This is a genomic window from Flavobacterium sp. GW821-FHT11G01, assembly GCF_058808175.1.
This window is the reverse complement of sequence record NZ_JBXARK010000001.1, coordinates 290,760-308,353: the sequence shown is the minus strand read 5'-3', so window position 1 is coordinate 308,353 and position 17,594 is coordinate 290,760. Positions and strand designations below refer to the sequence as shown.

The 17,594-nt window shown below is 32.8% G+C and carries 18 protein-coding genes; 9 read left to right on the top strand and 9 right to left on the bottom strand.

Translation table 11 applies throughout. The features are described 5' to 3' along the window. Window positions 1-93 precede the first annotated feature (93 nt). Entirely contained in the window at window positions 94-480 is a 387-nt protein-coding gene (locus tag AC1RRN_RS01330; RefSeq protein WP_492965551.1) for a ribosomal maturation YjgA family protein, read from the top strand. Here AC1RRN_RS01330 and AC1RRN_RS01325 read toward each other — a convergent pair. After that, complete coding sequence (locus tag AC1RRN_RS01325; RefSeq protein WP_492965550.1) at window positions 461-2,239, bottom strand: ABC transporter ATP-binding protein; 1,779 nt, start codon at window positions 2,237-2,239, stop codon at window positions 461-463. The genes AC1RRN_RS01330 and AC1RRN_RS01325 overlap by 20 nt on opposite strands. 82 nt (window positions 2,240-2,321) lie before the next feature. Between AC1RRN_RS01325 and AC1RRN_RS01320 the strand changes: the two genes are divergently transcribed. From AC1RRN_RS01320 to AC1RRN_RS01305, 4 genes are all read left to right on the top strand, one after another. Further along, complete coding sequence (locus AC1RRN_RS01320; RefSeq protein ID WP_492965549.1) at window positions 2,322-2,900, top strand: non-canonical purine NTP diphosphatase; 579 nt, start codon at window positions 2,322-2,324, stop codon at window positions 2,898-2,900. Between the two features lie 193 nt (window positions 2,901-3,093). Beyond that, entirely contained in the window at window positions 3,094-5,019 is a 1,926-nt protein-coding gene (locus tag AC1RRN_RS01315; protein WP_492965548.1) for a DEAD/DEAH box helicase, read from the top strand. 254 nt (window positions 5,020-5,273) lie between these two features. Then, on the top strand, window positions 5,274-6,047 hold the full coding sequence (locus AC1RRN_RS01310) for a carboxypeptidase-like regulatory domain-containing protein (RefSeq protein WP_492965547.1): 774 nt from the start codon (window positions 5,274-5,276) through the stop codon (window positions 6,045-6,047). 95 nt (window positions 6,048-6,142) lie between these two features. Next, window positions 6,143-6,478: a DHCW motif cupin fold protein gene (locus AC1RRN_RS01305; RefSeq protein ID WP_492965546.1), complete on the top strand. Its 336-nt coding sequence runs from the start codon at window positions 6,143-6,145 to the stop codon at window positions 6,476-6,478. Between the two features lie 299 nt (window positions 6,479-6,777). Here AC1RRN_RS01305 and AC1RRN_RS01300 read toward each other — a convergent pair whose 3' ends face one another. Beyond that, complete coding sequence (locus AC1RRN_RS01300; RefSeq protein WP_492965545.1) at window positions 6,778-8,238, bottom strand: aminoacyl-histidine dipeptidase; 1,461 nt, start codon at window positions 8,236-8,238, stop codon at window positions 6,778-6,780. A 176-nt stretch (window positions 8,239-8,414) separates the two neighbouring features. On the opposite strand from AC1RRN_RS01300, the gene AC1RRN_RS01295 reads away from it, so the two are divergent. From AC1RRN_RS01295 to AC1RRN_RS01285, 3 genes are read left to right on the top strand one after another with little or no spacing between them, the layout of a single operon-like run. After that, window positions 8,415-9,476: a DUF3810 domain-containing protein gene (locus tag AC1RRN_RS01295; protein ID WP_492965544.1), complete on the top strand. Its 1,062-nt coding sequence runs from the start codon at window positions 8,415-8,417 to the stop codon at window positions 9,474-9,476. Window positions 9,477-9,518: 42 nt separating this feature from the next. Further along, complete coding sequence (locus tag AC1RRN_RS01290) at window positions 9,519-10,013, top strand: RNA polymerase sigma factor (protein WP_026982022.1); 495 nt, start codon at window positions 9,519-9,521, stop codon at window positions 10,011-10,013. A gap of 8 nt (window positions 10,014-10,021) precedes the next feature. Continuing rightward, window positions 10,022-10,654: a DUF8845 family protein gene (locus AC1RRN_RS01285; RefSeq protein ID WP_492965543.1), complete on the top strand. Its 633-nt coding sequence runs from the start codon at window positions 10,022-10,024 to the stop codon at window positions 10,652-10,654. Window positions 10,655-10,758: 104 nt separating this feature from the next. On the opposite strand, the gene AC1RRN_RS01280 is transcribed toward AC1RRN_RS01285, so the two are convergent. Beyond that, window positions 10,759-11,586 (bottom strand): lysophospholipid acyltransferase family protein, encoded by an 828-nt coding sequence (locus tag AC1RRN_RS01280; protein WP_492965542.1) that lies wholly within the window; start codon window positions 11,584-11,586, stop codon window positions 10,759-10,761. 125 nt (window positions 11,587-11,711) lie between these two features. Continuing rightward, complete coding sequence (locus tag AC1RRN_RS01275; protein WP_492965541.1) at window positions 11,712-12,362, bottom strand: NUDIX hydrolase; 651 nt, start codon at window positions 12,360-12,362, stop codon at window positions 11,712-11,714. Between the two features lie 92 nt (window positions 12,363-12,454). Between AC1RRN_RS01275 and AC1RRN_RS01270 the strand changes: the two genes are divergently transcribed. After that, a complete protein-coding gene (locus AC1RRN_RS01270; protein ID WP_492965540.1) occupies window positions 12,455-12,889 on the top strand; it encodes a DUF4268 domain-containing protein in 435 nt (144 codons plus the stop codon). Window positions 12,890-13,003: 114 nt separating this feature from the next. Here AC1RRN_RS01270 and AC1RRN_RS01265 read toward each other — a convergent pair whose 3' ends face one another. The 5 genes from AC1RRN_RS01265 to mnmA all read right to left on the bottom strand — a co-directional run bounded on the left by AC1RRN_RS01265 (window position 13,004) and on the right by mnmA (window position 17,534). Further along, the gene (locus AC1RRN_RS01265; RefSeq protein ID WP_492965539.1) at window positions 13,004-13,186 is read right to left on the bottom strand and encodes a hypothetical protein; all 183 of its coding nucleotides are present in this window, start codon (window positions 13,184-13,186) and stop codon (window positions 13,004-13,006) included. A gap of 122 nt (window positions 13,187-13,308) precedes the next feature. Next, a complete protein-coding gene (locus tag AC1RRN_RS01260; protein WP_492965538.1) occupies window positions 13,309-13,719 on the bottom strand; it encodes a hypothetical protein in 411 nt (136 codons plus the stop codon). A gap of 20 nt (window positions 13,720-13,739) precedes the next feature. Further along, window positions 13,740-14,684, bottom strand: a complete 945-nt coding sequence (locus AC1RRN_RS01255) for an NAD(P)H-dependent flavin oxidoreductase (RefSeq protein WP_492965537.1) — start codon at window positions 14,682-14,684, stop codon at window positions 13,740-13,742. A 12-nt stretch (window positions 14,685-14,696) separates the two neighbouring features. Further along, window positions 14,697-16,301 carry a S8 family serine peptidase gene (locus AC1RRN_RS01250; RefSeq protein WP_492965536.1) on the bottom strand — a complete coding sequence of 535 codons (1,605 nt, stop codon included), beginning with the start codon at window positions 16,299-16,301 and terminating at the stop codon, window positions 14,697-14,699. A 45-nt stretch (window positions 16,302-16,346) separates the two neighbouring features. Next, window positions 16,347-17,534 carry a tRNA 2-thiouridine(34) synthase MnmA gene (gene mnmA, locus AC1RRN_RS01245; protein ID WP_492965535.1) on the bottom strand — a complete coding sequence of 396 codons (1,188 nt, stop codon included), beginning with the start codon at window positions 17,532-17,534 and terminating at the stop codon, window positions 16,347-16,349. Window positions 17,535-17,594: the final 60 nt, after the last annotated feature.

Below are 17,594 nucleotides of genomic sequence, written 5' to 3'. Positions count from 1 at the left end.
ATTGATAAATTTATAAAATAAAGTATACCTATCCGAATCTTTGTATTTTTGTTTACCTAATAAAGTACTAATGTCACCTGCTAAAATTTAAATTTGAAAAAATACAGATTTTATTACATTGTTATTTTCCTCGGAATTATTTGCCTCGGAATCCTATCCAGAAAAATAAGTTTCATTCCTTTATGTACAGGCGATTTATTGTATGCTGTTATGATTTATGCTCTTGTTCGAATACTATTGATTGCTAAAAAAGCGATTCAAATAGCCGTTATTTCTTTATTGATTTGTTACACAATTGAATTTCTACAACTTTATCAGGGTGAATGGATGATTGAACTTAGGAAAACACTGTTTGGAAGATACGTTCTCGGACAAGGTTTTCTTTGGACTGATATTCTGGCTTATACTTTTGGAATCATTATTATTTTTATAATCGAAAAATTTACTTTAAAACATTTTCCTAATCAAGTGTCTGCGTAATTTTTTCAATATTTAGACTATTCGCCATGGCCGTAAATATTCCATAATAAACTGATTTATTATCATATAATTCATCGTGCGTTCCTTGTTCTATGCATTTTCCTTTTTCCAAAACTATTATGTGAGAAGCATCAATAATTTGAGAAATACTATGTGAAATAATAATTACGGTTCTGTCTTTTTTAATGGCGTCCAGTGATTTTTTAATTTGTTCCGTTGCAATCGCATCCAAACTGGCTGTTGGCTCATCTAAAAAGATAATTGGTGGATTCTTTAAAAATAATCTGGCAATCGCAATTCGCTGTTGTTGTCCGCCCGAAAGCAAATGCGCATCAGAATCATATCCTTTTGGCAATTCCATTATTTGTTCGTGAATATAGGCCTGCTTCGCTGCATCAATAATTTCTGATTGTGTGGCATCGGGATTTCCATAGAGAATATTTTCAGCGATAGTTCCTTTAAAAATGTGATTCTTCTGTAAAACTAATCCAATGTTTTTACGTAGAAAATCGGTATTGTAATCGTTTAGATCTACTCCATCCAAATAAATTTTCCCTGATGAAGGTAAATAAAACTTATCCAATAAATTAATAACGGTACTTTTTCCAGCGCCACTTAATCCGACTAATGCACTGGTTTCATTTGGCTTAATAGTGAAATTAATATCTGAGAGTGCTTTTGTTCCATTTGGATAGACAAAATCAACATTTTTGACTTCTATAAGTCCCACGATTTTCTCAGGAATATAACTTCCGCTTGTTTCCTTTTCCTGATCAGATTCTAAAATATCGAAAAATCCCTCAGAATAAATTAAAGCATCATTTACTTCATCATAAATTCGATGCAATTGTCTAATTGGCGATGAAACATTATTAAACAACATAATATGAAACATGATTGCGCCAATTGTCATGGTATTATTTAAAACAAAATAAGCCGTCAGAATAATGATAATTACAACTCCAATTTGTTCAATAAAACCTTTAATACTTTCAAAAATAAAACTGGTTTTTCTGGTTGCCAATTGATTTTCGGTCATTTCAAATTGAATATTTTTATGACGATCTGCTTCCATAGGTTCGCGCACAAAAGACTTAATTACCGTTATGGATTCGATTAAACTGATAATTCCGTTATTCTTTGTTTCACGATAATTACGCATTCTTCTTCTAAAACCACTTAATTTACTGGCTTGCAATTGGCTTACATAAAAATAAATCGGAATAATACACAAACTCACCAATCCCACATAAATATTGGCATAAAACATTAAAATCAGCGCCACAAAAGCATTTGCAAATAAAGGCAGAATGTCAATAAAAAAATTCTGAACTAATCTGGTCAAACTGCTGATTCCTAAATCTATTCTGGTTTGGAGTTTTCCGCTTTCATTTTCATTAGAAGTATAAAATTCCATTCTATAGCTCAGAATTTTTTCGACTATAGTTTGAGAAATATCGCGCGTTATAAAAATGCGCAGTTTTTCTCCATAAAATTTCTGTCCAAATTGAACTACTGAATAAATCAATTCTTTAGATAACAGCACAATACTAATGATACCTAACAAATGAAATCCTTTTGACAATGGCTCATGTGCCACCATTAAATTACTGATTGTATCAACAGTATATTTTAATATTAAAGCATTTACCTGCGCTGCAAATGATCCTAAAAAAGTAAGAAGCAAAGTTGCAATTACCATTTTTCGATAGGGTTTTACAAAAGGTGTAATCTTTTTATACAATGCGGAAATCTCCATTTATTTTATTTTTAGGCAACTTATCAAATATAAGAATTCTAAATTTGTATTTAAAATTACTCATACAACTAAACTTATTATTATGAAACTTGTTTTTGCATCAAATAATCTAAATAAAATCAAAGAAATTCAAAGTATTCTAAACGGATCTATACAATTATTAAGTCTGGAAGAAATTGGATGTTTTGAAGAAATTCCGGAAACGGCAGATACAATTGAAGGAAATGCGATTTTGAAAGCAGATTATGTAACTCAAAAATACGGTTATGATTGTTTTGCAGATGATACAGGTTTAGAAGTTTCCGCTTTGAACGGCGAACCAGGCGTTTATTCTGCAAGATATGCCGGCGAGCAGAAAAATGCTGACGATAATATGAATAAACTTTTAGAAGCTTTAAAAGACAAATCAGATCGTAGTGCACAGTTCAAGACCGTTATTGCTTTGAACTTAAATGGAGAACAGCATCTTTTTACTGGACTTGCAAAGGGAGAGATTACTTTTAATAAAACAGGAAATTACGGTTTTGGGTATGATCCTATTTTTCAACCTGAAAATTATTCTGAGACTTTTGCCGAATTATCAGCAGAAATCAAAAATAAAATCAGTCATCGTGCAAAAGCAACTCAGCAACTAATTGATTTTCTGAACTCCACGAAATAATTGTTTAAAATACAACATTTTCAAGGGCAAAATTTATATTACTAGACGTTAAATTATTCATTTTCTTATAAATTGATTTTGCGATAAACATAACTTTTTGATAATCAAATCATAACAAATGCATAATTCTTAAAAATGCATTAGTTTATATGGAATATTAACAGTAATTTTGCACCCTATTTTAAATACACATATGAATAAATTTGAACAATTAGGATTGAATGAATCGTTACTGAAGGCGATTTTAGATCTAGGATTTGAGAATCCGTCAGAAGTACAGGAGAAAGCGATTCCCCTATTATTGGAAAAAGACACAGATATGGTTGCGTTGGCTCAGACAGGGACAGGGAAAACGGCAGCTTTCGGTTTTCCGCTAATTCAAAAAATTGATGCTGACAATAGAAATACACAAGCATTAGTTTTATCACCAACACGAGAACTTTGTTTACAGATTACCAACGAACTTAAAAACTACTCAAAATACGAAAAAGGTATTAATGTGGTAGCAGTTTACGGCGGGGCTAGTATTACAGAGCAAGCCAGAGAAATTAAAAGAGGAGCACAAATTATTGTGGCTACTCCGGGGAGAATGCAAGACATGATCAACAGAGGTTTAGTAAACATTAAAAATATAGATTACTGTATTCTTGATGAGGCTGATGAGATGTTGAACATGGGATTCTATGAAGACATCGTATCTATTTTATCAGATACTCCAGATCAAAAAAGTACATGGTTGTTCTCTGCAACTATGCCACAAGAGGTTGCCAGAATTGCAAAACAATTCATGAGTGATCCGGTTGAAATTACTGTTGGAGCTAAGAACTCAGGTTCTGCAACAGTTTCTCACGAATTTTACTTAGTAAATGCACGTGACCGTTACGAAGCTTTAAAACGTTTAGCCGATGCTAACCCGGATATTTTCTCTGTGGTTTTCTGTCGTACTAAAAGAGATACACAAGCTGTAGCTGAAAAATTAATAGAAGATGGATACAGCGCTGCTGCATTGCACGGAGATTTATCTCAAGCGCAACGTGATGGTGTAATGAAATCTTTCCGTGGAAGACAAATTCAGATGCTTGTTGCTACTGACGTTGCTGCACGTGGTATTGATGTTGATAATATTACTCACGTAGTAAATTACCAACTTCCTGACGAAATTGAAACATACAATCACCGTTCTGGACGTACTGGTAGAGCTGGAAAATTAGGAACTTCTATTGTAATTGTTACAAAAAGTGAGTTGCGTAAAATTTCTTCTATCGAAAGAATCATCAAACAAAAATTCGAAGAAAAATCTATTCCATCTGGAATCGAAATCTGCGAAATTCAACTATTGCACTTAGCAAACAAAATTAAAGACACTGAAGTTGATCACGAAATTGACAACTATTTACCAGCTATTAACAATGTTCTTGAAGGTTTATCTAAAGAAGAATTGATTAAGAAAATGGTTTCAGTAGAATTTAACCGTTTTATTGCTTACTATAAAAAGAATAGAGATATTTCATCTCAATCTGGAGAAAGACGCGAAAGAAGTGATTCTGAGCCAAGAGAATTCAATAATAATGGAGCAGTTCGTTATTTTGTAAACATCGGTTCAAGAGACAATTTCGATTGGATGACTCTTAAAGATTATTTGAAAGAAACATTAGACTTAGGTCGTGATGACGTTTTCAAAGTAGATGTAAAAGAAGGTTTCTCTTTCTTTAACACTGATCCTGAGCACACTGATAAAGTTATGGAAGTATTAAACAACGTACAATTAGAAGGACGTCGTATTAATGTTGAAATTTCTAAAAATGATGGTGGCGGAAGACGTGATCATAATGGCCGTAGCGGAGGTGGACGTTCTTCTGGAGGTCCAAGACGTGAAGGTTCTGGTGGAGGAAGTTTCGGACCAAGACGTGAAGGTTCTGGTGGCGGAGGTTTCAGAAGCGACAGAAACTCTGCTCCTAGAGAAGGTGGTTTCAGAAGCGATAGAAATTCATCAGCTCCAAAAAGAGAAGGTGGTTTTAGAAGCTCAGCTCCAAGAAGCGAAGGTGGTTCAGACAGAGCTCCAAGACGTTCTGAAAGCTTTGGTGATTCACCAAGACCAAGAAGACCAAGAAGAGATTAATCATTTGATTTTCTTAAAATATAAAATCCCAAATTCCAGACATAATTGGAATTTGGGATTTTTTTTATACCAGAACTTTACTTTCCATGAACGAGTTTTGTAATTCAAAAACAATTTAATTTAATCATCCATTTACCTTTTTATCTAAATACTAAAAGCAACACTACTTGCTTTGTTAATTTTCTTATAATTATATTCGAAGACTGTAAAATATTTAATCCCGTTTTACTACTTTTAGTGCTTTAAATCAGGATATGAAATATTTCGCAGTTTTCTTTTTTATGCTAGTATCGACCCTCAGTTTCGCGCAAGAAACAGAACCTACAACTCCTCAGAGAGTTTCTGGTTATATCTACAACGATAATAGTAAACAGCCAATTCCTAATGTAAATATCATTAACACAAACAAAGTACGTGGTGCACAGTCTGATGCTAAAGGATATTTTGAGATTGATGTACAAGCAAATGACACATTACATTTCTCACTTTTAGGATTTCAGTCTCTGCGAATCAGAGTAACAAATGACTGGATAAAAAATAAAGTAACAAGGATTCAGCTTACAGAAAAAGCAATTGCCCTGGAAGAAGTCGTTATTGCTCCTTTTAATTTAACAGGATATCTTGAGATTGATTCTAAATTAATTCCAACCAAAGAAAATTATCGATATAGCATTTCTGGTCTTACACAAGGCTATGAAGCTGGTGAATATGCTCCAAATGCTTTTGGAAAAGTATTGGGATCTATTTTTAACCCGGCAGATATGCTCTACAATTTCTTTGGGAAGAGTGGTAAGGAGCTCAAAAAACTTAAGGATATGAAAAAAGACGATACTATTCGAAATCTTTTAGAATCCAAATATGATCGTGAAACGTTAGCTGTACTCTTAGGTATTAGCAAAGATGAAATTCCTGAAATTTTACAACGCTGTAACTATTCTGATTCTTTTATTCAATCTGCAAATGATTTGCAGATTCTGGACGCCATTAGTGGTTGCTACGAACAATACAAAGTCTTAAAACGTAATTAATTTTACTTTTCAAATAAAAAATAAAATCCTCATTTACGATTGGTAATTGAGGTTTTTTTTGTTTCAAAAACTATCCATTAACAAAAATAAAAACCATGACAATACCTTTTCAAACCATTGACTGGAGTCAAATTGAAAAAACAGAACATCCCGGAGAAAGTGGAACTGCATATTGGCAAACACTGCAGTTCGGTAATTTACGAATTCGGAAAATTACTTATTCTGAAAATTACACCGCAGACCATTGGTGTCAAAAAGGACATATTGTGCATTGTCTCGAAGGAGAATTTAGTAGTGAATTACAGAACGGCCAAAAATTCGAACTTTTAAAAGGAATGACTTATGTAGTATCCGATGATGCAAGTTCTCATCGATCTATAACAACAAAAGGTGTTGAATTACTAATAATTGATGGAGAGTTCTTAAAATAATAATCTAAACAAAATCAGAATATTATAGTTATATTTACTTACATCAAAAAAAGGAAATAACTAAATTTAAATATCATGGCAAAGAGTCAAGACGCTAAAAAAACAGCAAAGAAAGAACCGTTAAAAACGGCTAAAGAAAAGAAAGAAGAGAAACGAGAGAAGAAAAATTCTCCGAAGAGAGATTAAAAGAAAGTGATCAGTGTTCAGTTTTTTAGTATTCAGTTTTACTAAGTTATAAAGTGTTCAGTTTATTAGTTATTCTATTTATTGAACACTAAAAAACTGAACACTGAAAACTATTATTTAACTGGAATATTTGAAAGAATTTCTAATACAAATTTCCAATATTTTTGAGCAGATGAAATGCTTGCTCTTTCATCAGGTGAATGCGCACCATGGATCGTTGGTCCAAAAGAAATCATATCCATATCCGGATAATTTGTTCCTAAAATTCCACATTCTAAACCGGCGTGACAAGCTACCACTTTTGGTTTTTCTCCGTTTTGTTTCTCATAAATTCCAACCAAAGTATCTAATATTTCAGAATTCACATTTGGAGTCCATCCAGGATAAGAACCAGAAAGTTCAACTTCGCAACCTACTAATTCAAAAGCGGAACGTAATGAATTAGCCAAATCAAATTTTGAAGTTTCAACAGAAGAACGCGTTAAACATCCAATTGAAATCTCGCCGTCCTTTACAATAACTCTCGCAATATTATTTGAAGTTTCAACTAAATCAGCCATATCAGCACTCATTCTGTAAACACCATTATGAGCAGCGTAAATAGCTCTGATGATTCCTTCCTGAACACCTAAATCCATTACTTTCTCAGGCAAATCACATTTTACAATTTCAATTGAAAGATTTGGTTCTGTAGTTTTGTACTCTGCTTTAATATCATTGATGATTTCCTGCATATCAAAAATGTAAGCTTCGTCAAACATTTCTGAAATAATCACTTTTGCAACACTTTCTCTCGGAATAGCATTACGCAAACTTCCACCATTTATTTCAGCAACTTGTAATCCGAAGTTTTCAAAAGCATCAAATAATAAACGGTTCATTATTTTATTCGCATTTCCTAAACCTTTGTTGATATCCATTCCTGAATGTCCACCATTTAAACCTTTTACGGTAATAATATGGCCAACAGAACCTTCCGGAACTTCTTCTTCATGATAAGTTCTTGTAGCTGTTACATCAATTCCACCAGCACAACCAATATCAATTTCATCATCTTCCTCAGTATCTAAATTCAATAAAATCTGACCTTGAAGAATTCCTCCTTTAAGATTTAAAGCACCAGTCATTCCGGTTTCTTCATCAATTGTGAACAAAGCTTCAATTGCAGGATGTGGAATATCTTTGCTTTCTAAAATAGCCATAATTGTTGCTACTCCCAAACCATTGTCAGCACCAAGCGTTGTACCGCGAGCACGAACCCAGTCACCATCAACATACATATCAATTCCCTGCTTATCGAAATCAAAAATGGTATCTGCATTTTTCTGGTGCACCATATCAAGGTGTCCCTGCATTACAATTGCTTTACGGTTTTCCATTCCCGGAGTTGCAGGTTTACGGATAATTACGTTTCGAATTTCGTCTTCAAAAGTTTCTAAACCTAAGCTGTTTCCAAAGTTTTTCATGAACTCAATTACACGTTCTTCTTTCTTTGACGGACGCGGAACTGCATTCAAATCGGCGAATTTATTCCAAAGCGCTTTTGGTTCCAGATTTCTTATTTCCTGACTCATTATATTTTGTTTGAAGTTTAACAATTAAGAATGTCAAAGTTACAAAGTTTAAATTTTTTTACGCCACAAATTTTATGATTTAGCACTAATTATCAACTTTAAAATCAAATTCCACAAATACAATCTTTTTTTAGTGACAATATTGTATTTATATTTACGTATCCAAAATTTACACTGTGAAATCAAAATACATTTTACCCTTATTTCTAGTCATTCAAATTATCTTTCTAAAAATCCTTCCCTTATTTCCGGATTTTGTCGAAGGCGCGTACAGCAATAATTTGTATATCAGAATTTCGCATTTCTCAAGAACAATTTTAGGTAAAATTCCTTTTTCAGTTGGTGATTGTATTTATGCTGTTTTAATCTTATCGATAATTAGCTGGTTTTGGCAAATAAGAAAAACCTGGAAGACAAATTGGAAAGATCATCTTTTAAAAATCTTAAGTAAAATTTCTGTTTTTTACTTTCTCTTTCATTTGCTTTGGGCATTCAATTATTACCGTGAACCGTTGTTTGAAAAAATGGAAATTAAAAAAGAATATACAGATGCCGAATTATTAGCTTTCACTAAAAAGCTAATTATAAAAACAAACGAAATTCAGTTTCAAATTACTAAAAAAGACAGTTCTAAGATTGTTTTCCCGTATTCTCAAAAGCAAGCTTTCCAAATGAATTTAAACGGATATGAAAATCTTGCCAAAGAATATCCGTATTTTAAATATGATATTTTAAGTGTAAAAAAGTCTCTTTTTAGTCTTCCTCTGACTTACATGGGTTTTGGTGGTTATTTAAATCCATTTACCAACGAGGCGCAGGTAAACGATTTACTGCCCATGTACAATTTCCCTGTAACAACTTGCCATGAAATGGCGCATCAGATGGGTTTTGCCAGCGAAAGTGAATGTAATTTTATAGGTGTTTTGGCTTCAGTAAAAAACAAAAATTTATATTATCAATATTCCGGTTACAGTTTTGCTTTGCGTTATTGTTTAGGAATTTGGCAATTTAAAAATGAACGGATTTTTAATCAATTAAAGAAAACTGTTCACGTCGGAATCTTAAAAAATTATCAGGAAAGTCAGGATTTCTGGAAACAGTATGATACTTTTATAGATGAAGGTTTTCATGTTTTTTATGATAACTTCCTAAAAACCAACAATCAAAAAGATGGCATGGACAGTTACAGTAAATTTGTAGATTTGATGGTGAATTATTATAAAACCAGAAAATTATAATTCATCTGTAACAAAATAGATTTCAATACTACTAATACTTATATGAGCGAAAATTTAGAACAGTCATTTGTTGCGCAATTGAAAGCTAATCAGAATATAATCCACAAGATTTGTAGATTATATACTGCTGGCGAAGATGCACATAAAGACTTGTTTCAGGAAATTACCATTCAGCTCTGGAAAGCTTATCCAAAATTTAGAGGCGACAGTAAATTTTCGACCTGGACATATCGTGTGGCTTTAAATACCGCCATTACCTTATACCGAAAAACCAAAAGAACCATATCGACAGTAGAATATGAGAGTCATCAGCATTTTGTAAAAGATGTTGATTACAATTATGAAGAGGAAGAACAGATTAAATTGATGTATAAAGCCGTTTATCAGCTTAATGACATCGAAAAAGCATTAGTTTTTATGTATTTAGAAGACAAAGATTATCAAGAAATAGCCGAGACCTTAGGGATCAGCGAAGTGAATGCGCGCGTGAAAATGAACAGAATTAAGGGGAAACTTAAAAAAATACTAAATCCTTAAAAATTATTATGAAAGAACTGGATTTATTAAAAAAAGACTGGAAAAAGAACTCGGATTCTTTTGAGCAAATTTCTGAAAAAGAAATCTACAAAATGATTCACAAGAAGTCATCTTCTATCGTGAAGTGGATTCTGATAATCAGTATTTTGGAGATTTCGTTTTGGACTTTTTCAAACTTATTCCTTAATACTGATGATGTTTTGCAAAAAATCAATCATCCGGAAATTGTCAATGCCCTTGAATATTTAACTTATTTTAATTATTTAGTAGGATTGATTTTTGTATTTATTTTCTATAAAAACTACACCACAATTTCAACAACGGTTGCCACCAAATCATTGATGAGTGCCATTTTACGAACTCGAAAAACAGTGCAATATTATGTTTGGTATAACTTAGGAATGATTGTTATAATAGCAATATTGAGCTTTTTTGTTGCTTTTGTATACAATCCCGATATGGCTTTTATAAGAGAAAAATTAGCTGCAAATGGTAAAGCTATGGTTATAACATTTGGGATTGCATTTTTAGTTGCCTGTGCCTTTTTCGGACTCTTTTGGTGTTTCTATCGTTTATTGTACGGAACGCTATTGCGAAGATTATATGCTAATTATAAAGAGTTAAAGAAAATTGATTTCTGAAAAAGGTTGAGAGGTTAAAAGCTGCAAAGGTCCAAAGGTTTCTTTAAGGCATCTTAAGAAAAACTAACTTTCTAAGTTTCAAACCTGATAAATTATTTACAAATCTAATAATTTTCATTTTCCTTATAACTCCATCTTCTCATTTCGTTAAGTTCTTCCTCTGCCTTAATCACTTCGGCCGGAATTACTTTTAAAAATGATGGATGTTGTTCGATCGCATATTCCACTTTTTCAACAATTTCTTCGATGGTATCATTCTCATAATCAATATCAAGAGGTTCTTTAATGATGAACGATTGTAGAATTCCTTTCTTTTTCATTCGTAATCCTTTTTTGTCAAATGAACGACGGAAACCGTCAATAACAATCGGAATAACGATTGGTTTATGTTGTTTAATAATATGTGCTGTTCCTTTACGAACTGGTTTAAATGATTTTGTTGTGCCTTGCGGAAAAGTAATAACCCAACCATCTTGAAGGGCAATTCTAATATTTTCTGTATCGTTTGGGTTAACATCACGTTTTTCCGTTACATCTACACCCTTAGCTCGCCAGGTTCTTTCTACTGTAATGGCACCAACATAGGCTAAAATTCTTGGTAATAAACCCGCTTGCATCGTTTCCTTTGCAGCAACGTAATAAATATTCATTTTCGGTTGCCACAAATAACCAATGTTCTTAATAGTATCTTGACGTCCGCTTAAACTTGCGTTAAACACATGAAACATCGCCACAACATCAGCAAAATAAGTCTGGTGATTCGAAATAAACAACACATTATTATCTGGTAGTGTTTTAATAATTTCAGATCCTTCAATCTGCAATTCATTAAAACCTCTGTATCTTCTGTGCGTCATGGCGCCCAAGATTCGGATTAACCATTTCTTGATAAATAATATATGTCCAAAAGGATTTCGTTTAAACAATCCCATAAGTGTTTATTGTATTTTTTTGTTAGGTCGCAAACATACAAAAATTATTCTTTTAGCAATACTATTAAGCAATTTCGGAAATAAATTGTTATTATAATGAATATCAAATCGTTAATTTTTCATTTTTACGAATTTTCTTCAAAAGTTATTTTTAGAACGTCTCTTAGTTCGCTCAATATCATCGCGGTTGCCCCCCAAACAACATGATTTTGAATATTAAATGCAGGCACTAAAATATCAGTTGCATAAGATGTTGACAATGTGGTCTCCATAATTATTTCATCGTCTAAAAAGACAGATAAAGGTAGTTCAATGATATCAGCTACTTCCCTAATATCCGGAAAAAATGAAAGTTCTTCTTTTGCAATTCCTAAAAAAGGATGAACCAAAAAATTACTTGGCGGTATATATACTGGCGTAAACTTCTTAATTATTTCGATTTTTTCTAATGAAACACCAACTTCTTCTTCTGTTTCACGTAAGGCCGTTTCTTCAAAATTGACATCTGAAATTTCATATTTTCCTCCGGGAAAGGCGATTTGAGAGGAATGAACACCATTATATGCATTTCGAACAATTAAGACCAAATGTGTTTTACCATTTTTAGGATAAAACAACATCATTACAGCTGCAATTCTGGGATTTTTTGTTTTTAAATCGACATTTCTAAGTTCTTCAAGTCGTCCTTTTGGAGCCATTTTTAGATGGGCCACATTTGCCGGTAATTCAACTGGAATTAAATTAGGAACATATTGCAAAAAATCTTGAAAATCCATATTCAAAGTTTATTTTTGTACTTTCAAATAAAATATAAATATAGTCCAGAAAACGCGGTTTCACAAGTTTTCCAGAACCAAAGCCCATAAAAATGTACAGTAGAGAAGAATCGCAAAAGATAAAAAGAGAATTTTGGGTGGCTTTCGCCGAAAGATATCCACGCAAATGGATTCTTTATGATACTAAAATAAAAGACTTTTCTTTTAAATTTTTCGTTGATAACAAAAAAGCACAGGTTTTAATTGATATCGAACACAGAAGTGACGAAAAACGAAATGCCTATTTCGAAAAAATTGAAGCACTAAAAAATATTCTCGAAGAAGAATTTGTTACCGATTTGGTATACGAGAAAAATTACACTTTAGAAAGTGGTAAAACTATCAGCCGAATTTGGGTCGAAAAATCAGGAGTTGGTTTCAGTAATCGTAATAATTGGGATGCTATTTTTGATTTCTTTTTTGAAAAGATGAATGCACTCGAAATGTTTTACTTAGAATATGATGAGTTTATTAAGGATATTTTATAAAAAAAGGTTCTGAGGTACTAAGTGTTAAGGTACTACGCTTTTAATAACAAACCCGACACGTTTTTAAAAACTGTCGGGTTTTATTATTTTTAGACTTCGTGAGAATACCATTATTTACCAACCTATTTTTTTAAATAATAACGTTAGAATAAAAATTGTGCCGATTAAGTAATAATTATTCCAGCCTTCATTCTTTTTTTGATCTGCAGAAGCACTTTTATTGTATTTATACCAGAAGTACCCATTGACTATTAAAATCAAAACATAAATTCCAATTACTAAATTACTAAAAATCATAGTTGTTTTTTTTTAAAATTTATTGAATTCCAAATGTATAGTAATATTGATATTTATCTTATTCGAAAAACGGGTAAACTACTCTAAATCTGCTCAATGCAACTAAAAATTGAAAACTTTTTTTAAACACTAAAAATATTATACAAAATAATATGATCATCGTAGTTGATATAAAGCTGTTTACGATACTCTTGTTTTTTGCGGGTAATTATAGATAATTTACATTCTTTTCCATCATTGTCTTTACACATGAATGAATATACAATATCAGTATCATTTTCTTCACGTTCTATGTAATCCAAAATACTGAAAAGTTGAATTTCCTGAGAATAAACTACAATTCGGTGTTTATTGGTATCCAGAATTACCGATAAATTCACTAAATCAAGATTGGACCATTCGCCCCATTTTCCTCTTTCGTTTTTTTCTAAAACACTAAATCCTGAAGTTTTAAATTGATAAGTCTGGCTTTGAACCTGTTGCAGACCAAATGCTAAAAAAAGTAAGATTATGTAGGTTCGTATAGAATTCATATTTTATTTCTTGCAGATAATTAAAACTCAAATTTAGCTTTTTCTTTGCAAGCAATTTCGAATTCTGTCATCATTTGTTTAATAATTTGTTCGACTGGAAGGATTTCATGAATCAATCCGGCAATTTGTCCAATTTCAAGTTCTCCTTCTTCAAGATCACCTTCAAACATTCCTTTTTTGGCTCTGGCGCGGCCTAAAAGCTGAATTAATTCTTCTTTTGAAGGACATTTTTCATATAATTCCTGAACATCCTGATAGAATTTATTTTTTACCAATCGAACCGGAGCTAACTCTTTTAAGGTCAATTGCGTATCTCCTTCTTTTACTTTAACTATTGTTTCTTTGAAATTATTGTGTGCCGAAGATTCTAAAGAAGCCGCAAACCGACTTCCAACCTGAACTCCGTCAGCACCTAAAATCATGGTGGCCAGCATTCCTCTCCCGCTTGCAATTCCTCCAGCGGCGATAAGCGGAATCTGGATTTTTTCTTTCACCATCGGAATCAAAGTCAATGTTGTAGTTTCATCACGCCCATTGTGTCCACCAGCTTCAAAACCTTCTGCAACAATAGCATCCACTCCGGCTTCCTGTGCTTTTAAGGCAAAAACGCTACTACTTACAACATGAACAACTGTAATTCCTTTTTCTTTAAGAAAAGAAGTCCATGTTTTAGGATTTCCTGCTGAAGTAAAAACGATTTTCACGCCTTCTTCAACCACTATATTTATGATTTCTTCAAGATTTGGATATAACATCGGAATATTAACACCAAAGGGTTTATCAGTCGCTTTTTTACATTTCTGAATGTGTTCTCTTAGTACTTCAGGATACATGGAACCAGCGCCAATTAAACCTAAACCTCCGGAATTACTTACTGCTGAAGCTAGTTTATAACCACTGTTCCAGATCATTCCTCCTTGAATTATTGGATATTTTATATTGAAAAGTTGGGTGATTTTATTCATGCAGGTATGCTGTTATTTTTTGATTATCTTTCCGGTTTTATGTAAACTTCCGGCATCAAAAGTATAGAAATAAAGTCCACTATTTAATGCTTCAACAGAAAGAATTGGGTTTTGATTTGTAATTTGTTTTTCGATTAATTTTTGCCCTAAAACGGAGTAAATTGAGACTAATGCTTCATAATTTTCATCTGAAAAAGAAAAAGAAATAAACGTTTTAGCCGGATTCGGGAATATTGAAAAATTAGAAATAGTCTGAAAATTTTCAACTCCTAAAGTAGATCCAAAATTCGGAATTCCATATCCATAATCATTATTTGGATTTGCATATCGGTCTGAAATTTCCAAAAGCATTTTCCGAATTTCCTTATTCGTTTTCGTTGGAAAAGCCTGCCATAAACAAGCAATCATTCCCGCCATTACCGGGCATGAAAAAGAAGTTCCATTAGCAGTTCCAATATTTCCTGAAACATCAGAAACTACTGTTGCAGTTCCCTGAGCCATGACATCAGGCTTTATTCGATTATCGGAACTCGGACCAATTGAACTGAAATTAGATTTTATTTTTGATGAATCAACAGAGCCAACTGTAATAACTGAAACTGCATCAGCCGGGCCACCAATATGAGGCTCAGCTGTTCTGCCTTCATTTCCTGCTGAAGCCACAACAATTATTCCCTTGCTAAAAGCGATTTCTGCTCCACGAGAAATAAAATTGGTACTTCCGTTCATATCACTATAGGTGTGACTATAATTAGCATTATCATATTCAAAATAGCCCAATGAAGTTGTAATAATATCCACTCCCAAACTATCTGCTTTTTCAGCCGCCTCAACCCATAACGATTCTTCAACCGGATTTTCAGTAGCATCATTTTCGGTTATAAATAAATAATATGATGCATCTGGAGCCGTTCCTACCAAAGCATTTTCTTTGTAACCTCCCATAGTTGAAAGAACTAAAGTTCCGTGATCATCTCCAGTATAAAAGTTGGCATTTCGATTTACAAAATCGTAACCTCCTAAAATCTGGTTTTTAGTTTGCAAATTTTGAAAAGGCTGCGCTGTGTTTACGCCCGGAAAACCTGCATCTAAAACAGCAATTATTTTCCCGGCGCCCGTATAATTCTGCTTATGCAAAACCTGGCCATTAAGCATCTGAATTTGATTTGCAGAATTTCCGTAAGCATAATCAATTGTAGTTTTAAGCTTATCGTTTGTTTGAATTTCTTTATGCTCCGAAACTTTTTTAGATGTAGTATTTAAAGTCTTATTCGCAAAAATAATTTTATCAACAAATGAAAAGGATTTAAGTGCTGAAATATTAGCCTGAGTCCCACGAATATGAAGTGCATTCAGCCATTTTGACTTTGCCATGATGGTGATTCCTGAACTGGTTTTTATTTGACTAACATAACTTTTTTCTACAGGAACATCAATAGCATTTAAAGCAATATTCTGATTCGTTCTTCTGGCTAAAGAACGTTGCGAAAGCATGTCTGAGGGTTTATCTAAAAATACCTGTAAACTTGGTTTATCTTTAAAATATACCCATGCATCTTCTTGCGAAAACATCGCAGAAAAAACAAATAATAAAAGAAACGTGAAACAGTATCTCATAGTTTACTTTTTTTAGAGGAAAACCCTCTGTAAAAAAGTATAAAGCTAAGAAATTACTCCCGAACCAACTAATTCATTATCGAAATACCAGGCAGCAAACTGACCTTCAGTAATAGCAGATTGCGGCTCATCAAAACGAACATACATTCCATCTTCAAATTGATGCAAAGTCGCTTTTTGCAAAGGCTGACGGTAACGAATTCTTGCCATTACTTCCATAGTTTCACCTGGCTTCAAAGTAAGATCAGTACGTATCCAGTGTACTTCAGATTTTTCGATAAATAAAGCTTTTTTGAATAAACCTGGATGATTACTTGTCAAACCAGTGTAAATAGTATTGGTTTCAACATCAGTTGCGATAATAAATAACGGATCAGTTGTTCCGCCCACATTCAAACCTTTTCTTTGACCAATAGTAAAATAATGGGCACCTTGATGTTTTCCAACTACTTTTCCCATTGTTGGAAGATAATTTAGCTTTTGAGCTTCTAATTTCAAGGCTGAATCTAATGATAAATCTGATATTTTTTCAATATTGTAAATTGGATCATTTTTATCAATCTGAACAATTTTACCTTCTTTAGGTTGCAATTTTTGTTGTAAAAATTCAGGTAAACGTACTTTCCCTATAAAACATAATCCTTGAGAATCTTTCTTTTCAGCCGTTACCAAATCCATTTCAGCAGCGATTTCACGTACTTCCGGTTTTGTTAAAGCACCAATAGGAAATAATGCTTTTGCTAATTGTTCTTGCGACAATTGACATAAAAAATAAGATTGATCTTTATTGTTATCTGCCCCTGCAATCAATTGATAAACAGGCTTTCCATCTACTTCAATTTCACTTTTTTGACAATAATGTCCTGTTGCTACATAATCAGCGCCAAGACTTAAAGCAATTTTCATGAAAACATCAAATTTGATTTCGCGATTACAAAGCACATCAGGATTTGGAGTTCTTCCTTTTTCATACTCGTTGAACATATAATCAACGATTTTTTCCTTGTATTCTTCACTTAAATCGACAGTTTGAAACGGTATTCCGAGTTTTTCAGCTACTAACAAAGCATCATTACTATCTTCTAACCACGGACATTCGTTCGAAATAGTAACCGAATCATCGTGCCAGTTTTTCATAAAAAGGCCAATAACTTCGTATCCTTGCTGTTGCAATAAATAAGCTGCAACACTCGAATCTACTCCACCAGAAAGTCCAACTACTACTCGTTTCATTCTAAATCATTTATATTTTTACAAGGGTGCAAAGATAAGCCATATTTTAAATAATCTTCG

Excerpts from the sequence above, each read along its gene's own strand:
- AC1RRN_RS01325 (WP_492965550.1), bottom strand. The coding sequence starts at position 2,239 with ATGGAGATTTCCGCATTGTATAAAAAGATTACACCTTTTGTAAAACCC.
- AC1RRN_RS01320 (WP_492965549.1), top strand. The coding sequence starts at position 2,322 with ATGAAACTTGTTTTTGCATCAAATAATCTAAATAAAATCAAAGAAATT.
- AC1RRN_RS01315 (WP_492965548.1), top strand. The coding sequence starts at position 3,094 with ATGAATAAATTTGAACAATTAGGATTGAATGAATCGTTACTGAAGGCG.
- AC1RRN_RS01310 (WP_492965547.1), top strand. The coding sequence starts at position 5,274 with ATGAAATATTTCGCAGTTTTCTTTTTTATGCTAGTATCGACCCTCAGT.
- AC1RRN_RS01305 (WP_492965546.1), top strand. The coding sequence starts at position 6,143 with ATGACAATACCTTTTCAAACCATTGACTGGAGTCAAATTGAAAAAACA.
- AC1RRN_RS01300 (WP_492965545.1), bottom strand. The coding sequence starts at position 8,238 with ATGAGTCAGGAAATAAGAAATCTGGAACCAAAAGCGCTTTGGAATAAA.
- AC1RRN_RS01290 (WP_026982022.1), top strand. The coding sequence starts at position 9,519 with ATGAGCGAAAATTTAGAACAGTCATTTGTTGCGCAATTGAAAGCTAAT.
- AC1RRN_RS01285 (WP_492965543.1), top strand. The coding sequence starts at position 10,022 with ATGAAAGAACTGGATTTATTAAAAAAAGACTGGAAAAAGAACTCGGAT.
- AC1RRN_RS01280 (WP_492965542.1), bottom strand. The coding sequence starts at position 11,586 with ATGGGATTGTTTAAACGAAATCCTTTTGGACATATATTATTTATCAAG.
- AC1RRN_RS01275 (WP_492965541.1), bottom strand. The coding sequence starts at position 12,362 with ATGGATTTTCAAGATTTTTTGCAATATGTTCCTAATTTAATTCCAGTT.
- AC1RRN_RS01270 (WP_492965540.1), top strand. The coding sequence starts at position 12,455 with ATGTACAGTAGAGAAGAATCGCAAAAGATAAAAAGAGAATTTTGGGTG.
- AC1RRN_RS01265 (WP_492965539.1), bottom strand. The coding sequence starts at position 13,186 with ATGATTTTTAGTAATTTAGTAATTGGAATTTATGTTTTGATTTTAATA.
- AC1RRN_RS01260 (WP_492965538.1), bottom strand. The coding sequence starts at position 13,719 with ATGAATTCTATACGAACCTACATAATCTTACTTTTTTTAGCATTTGGT.
- AC1RRN_RS01255 (WP_492965537.1), bottom strand. The coding sequence starts at position 14,684 with ATGAATAAAATCACCCAACTTTTCAATATAAAATATCCAATAATTCAA.
- AC1RRN_RS01250 (WP_492965536.1), bottom strand. The coding sequence starts at position 16,301 with ATGAGATACTGTTTCACGTTTCTTTTATTATTTGTTTTTTCTGCGATG.
- mnmA (WP_492965535.1), bottom strand. The coding sequence starts at position 17,534 with ATGAAACGAGTAGTAGTTGGACTTTCTGGTGGAGTAGATTCGAGTGTT.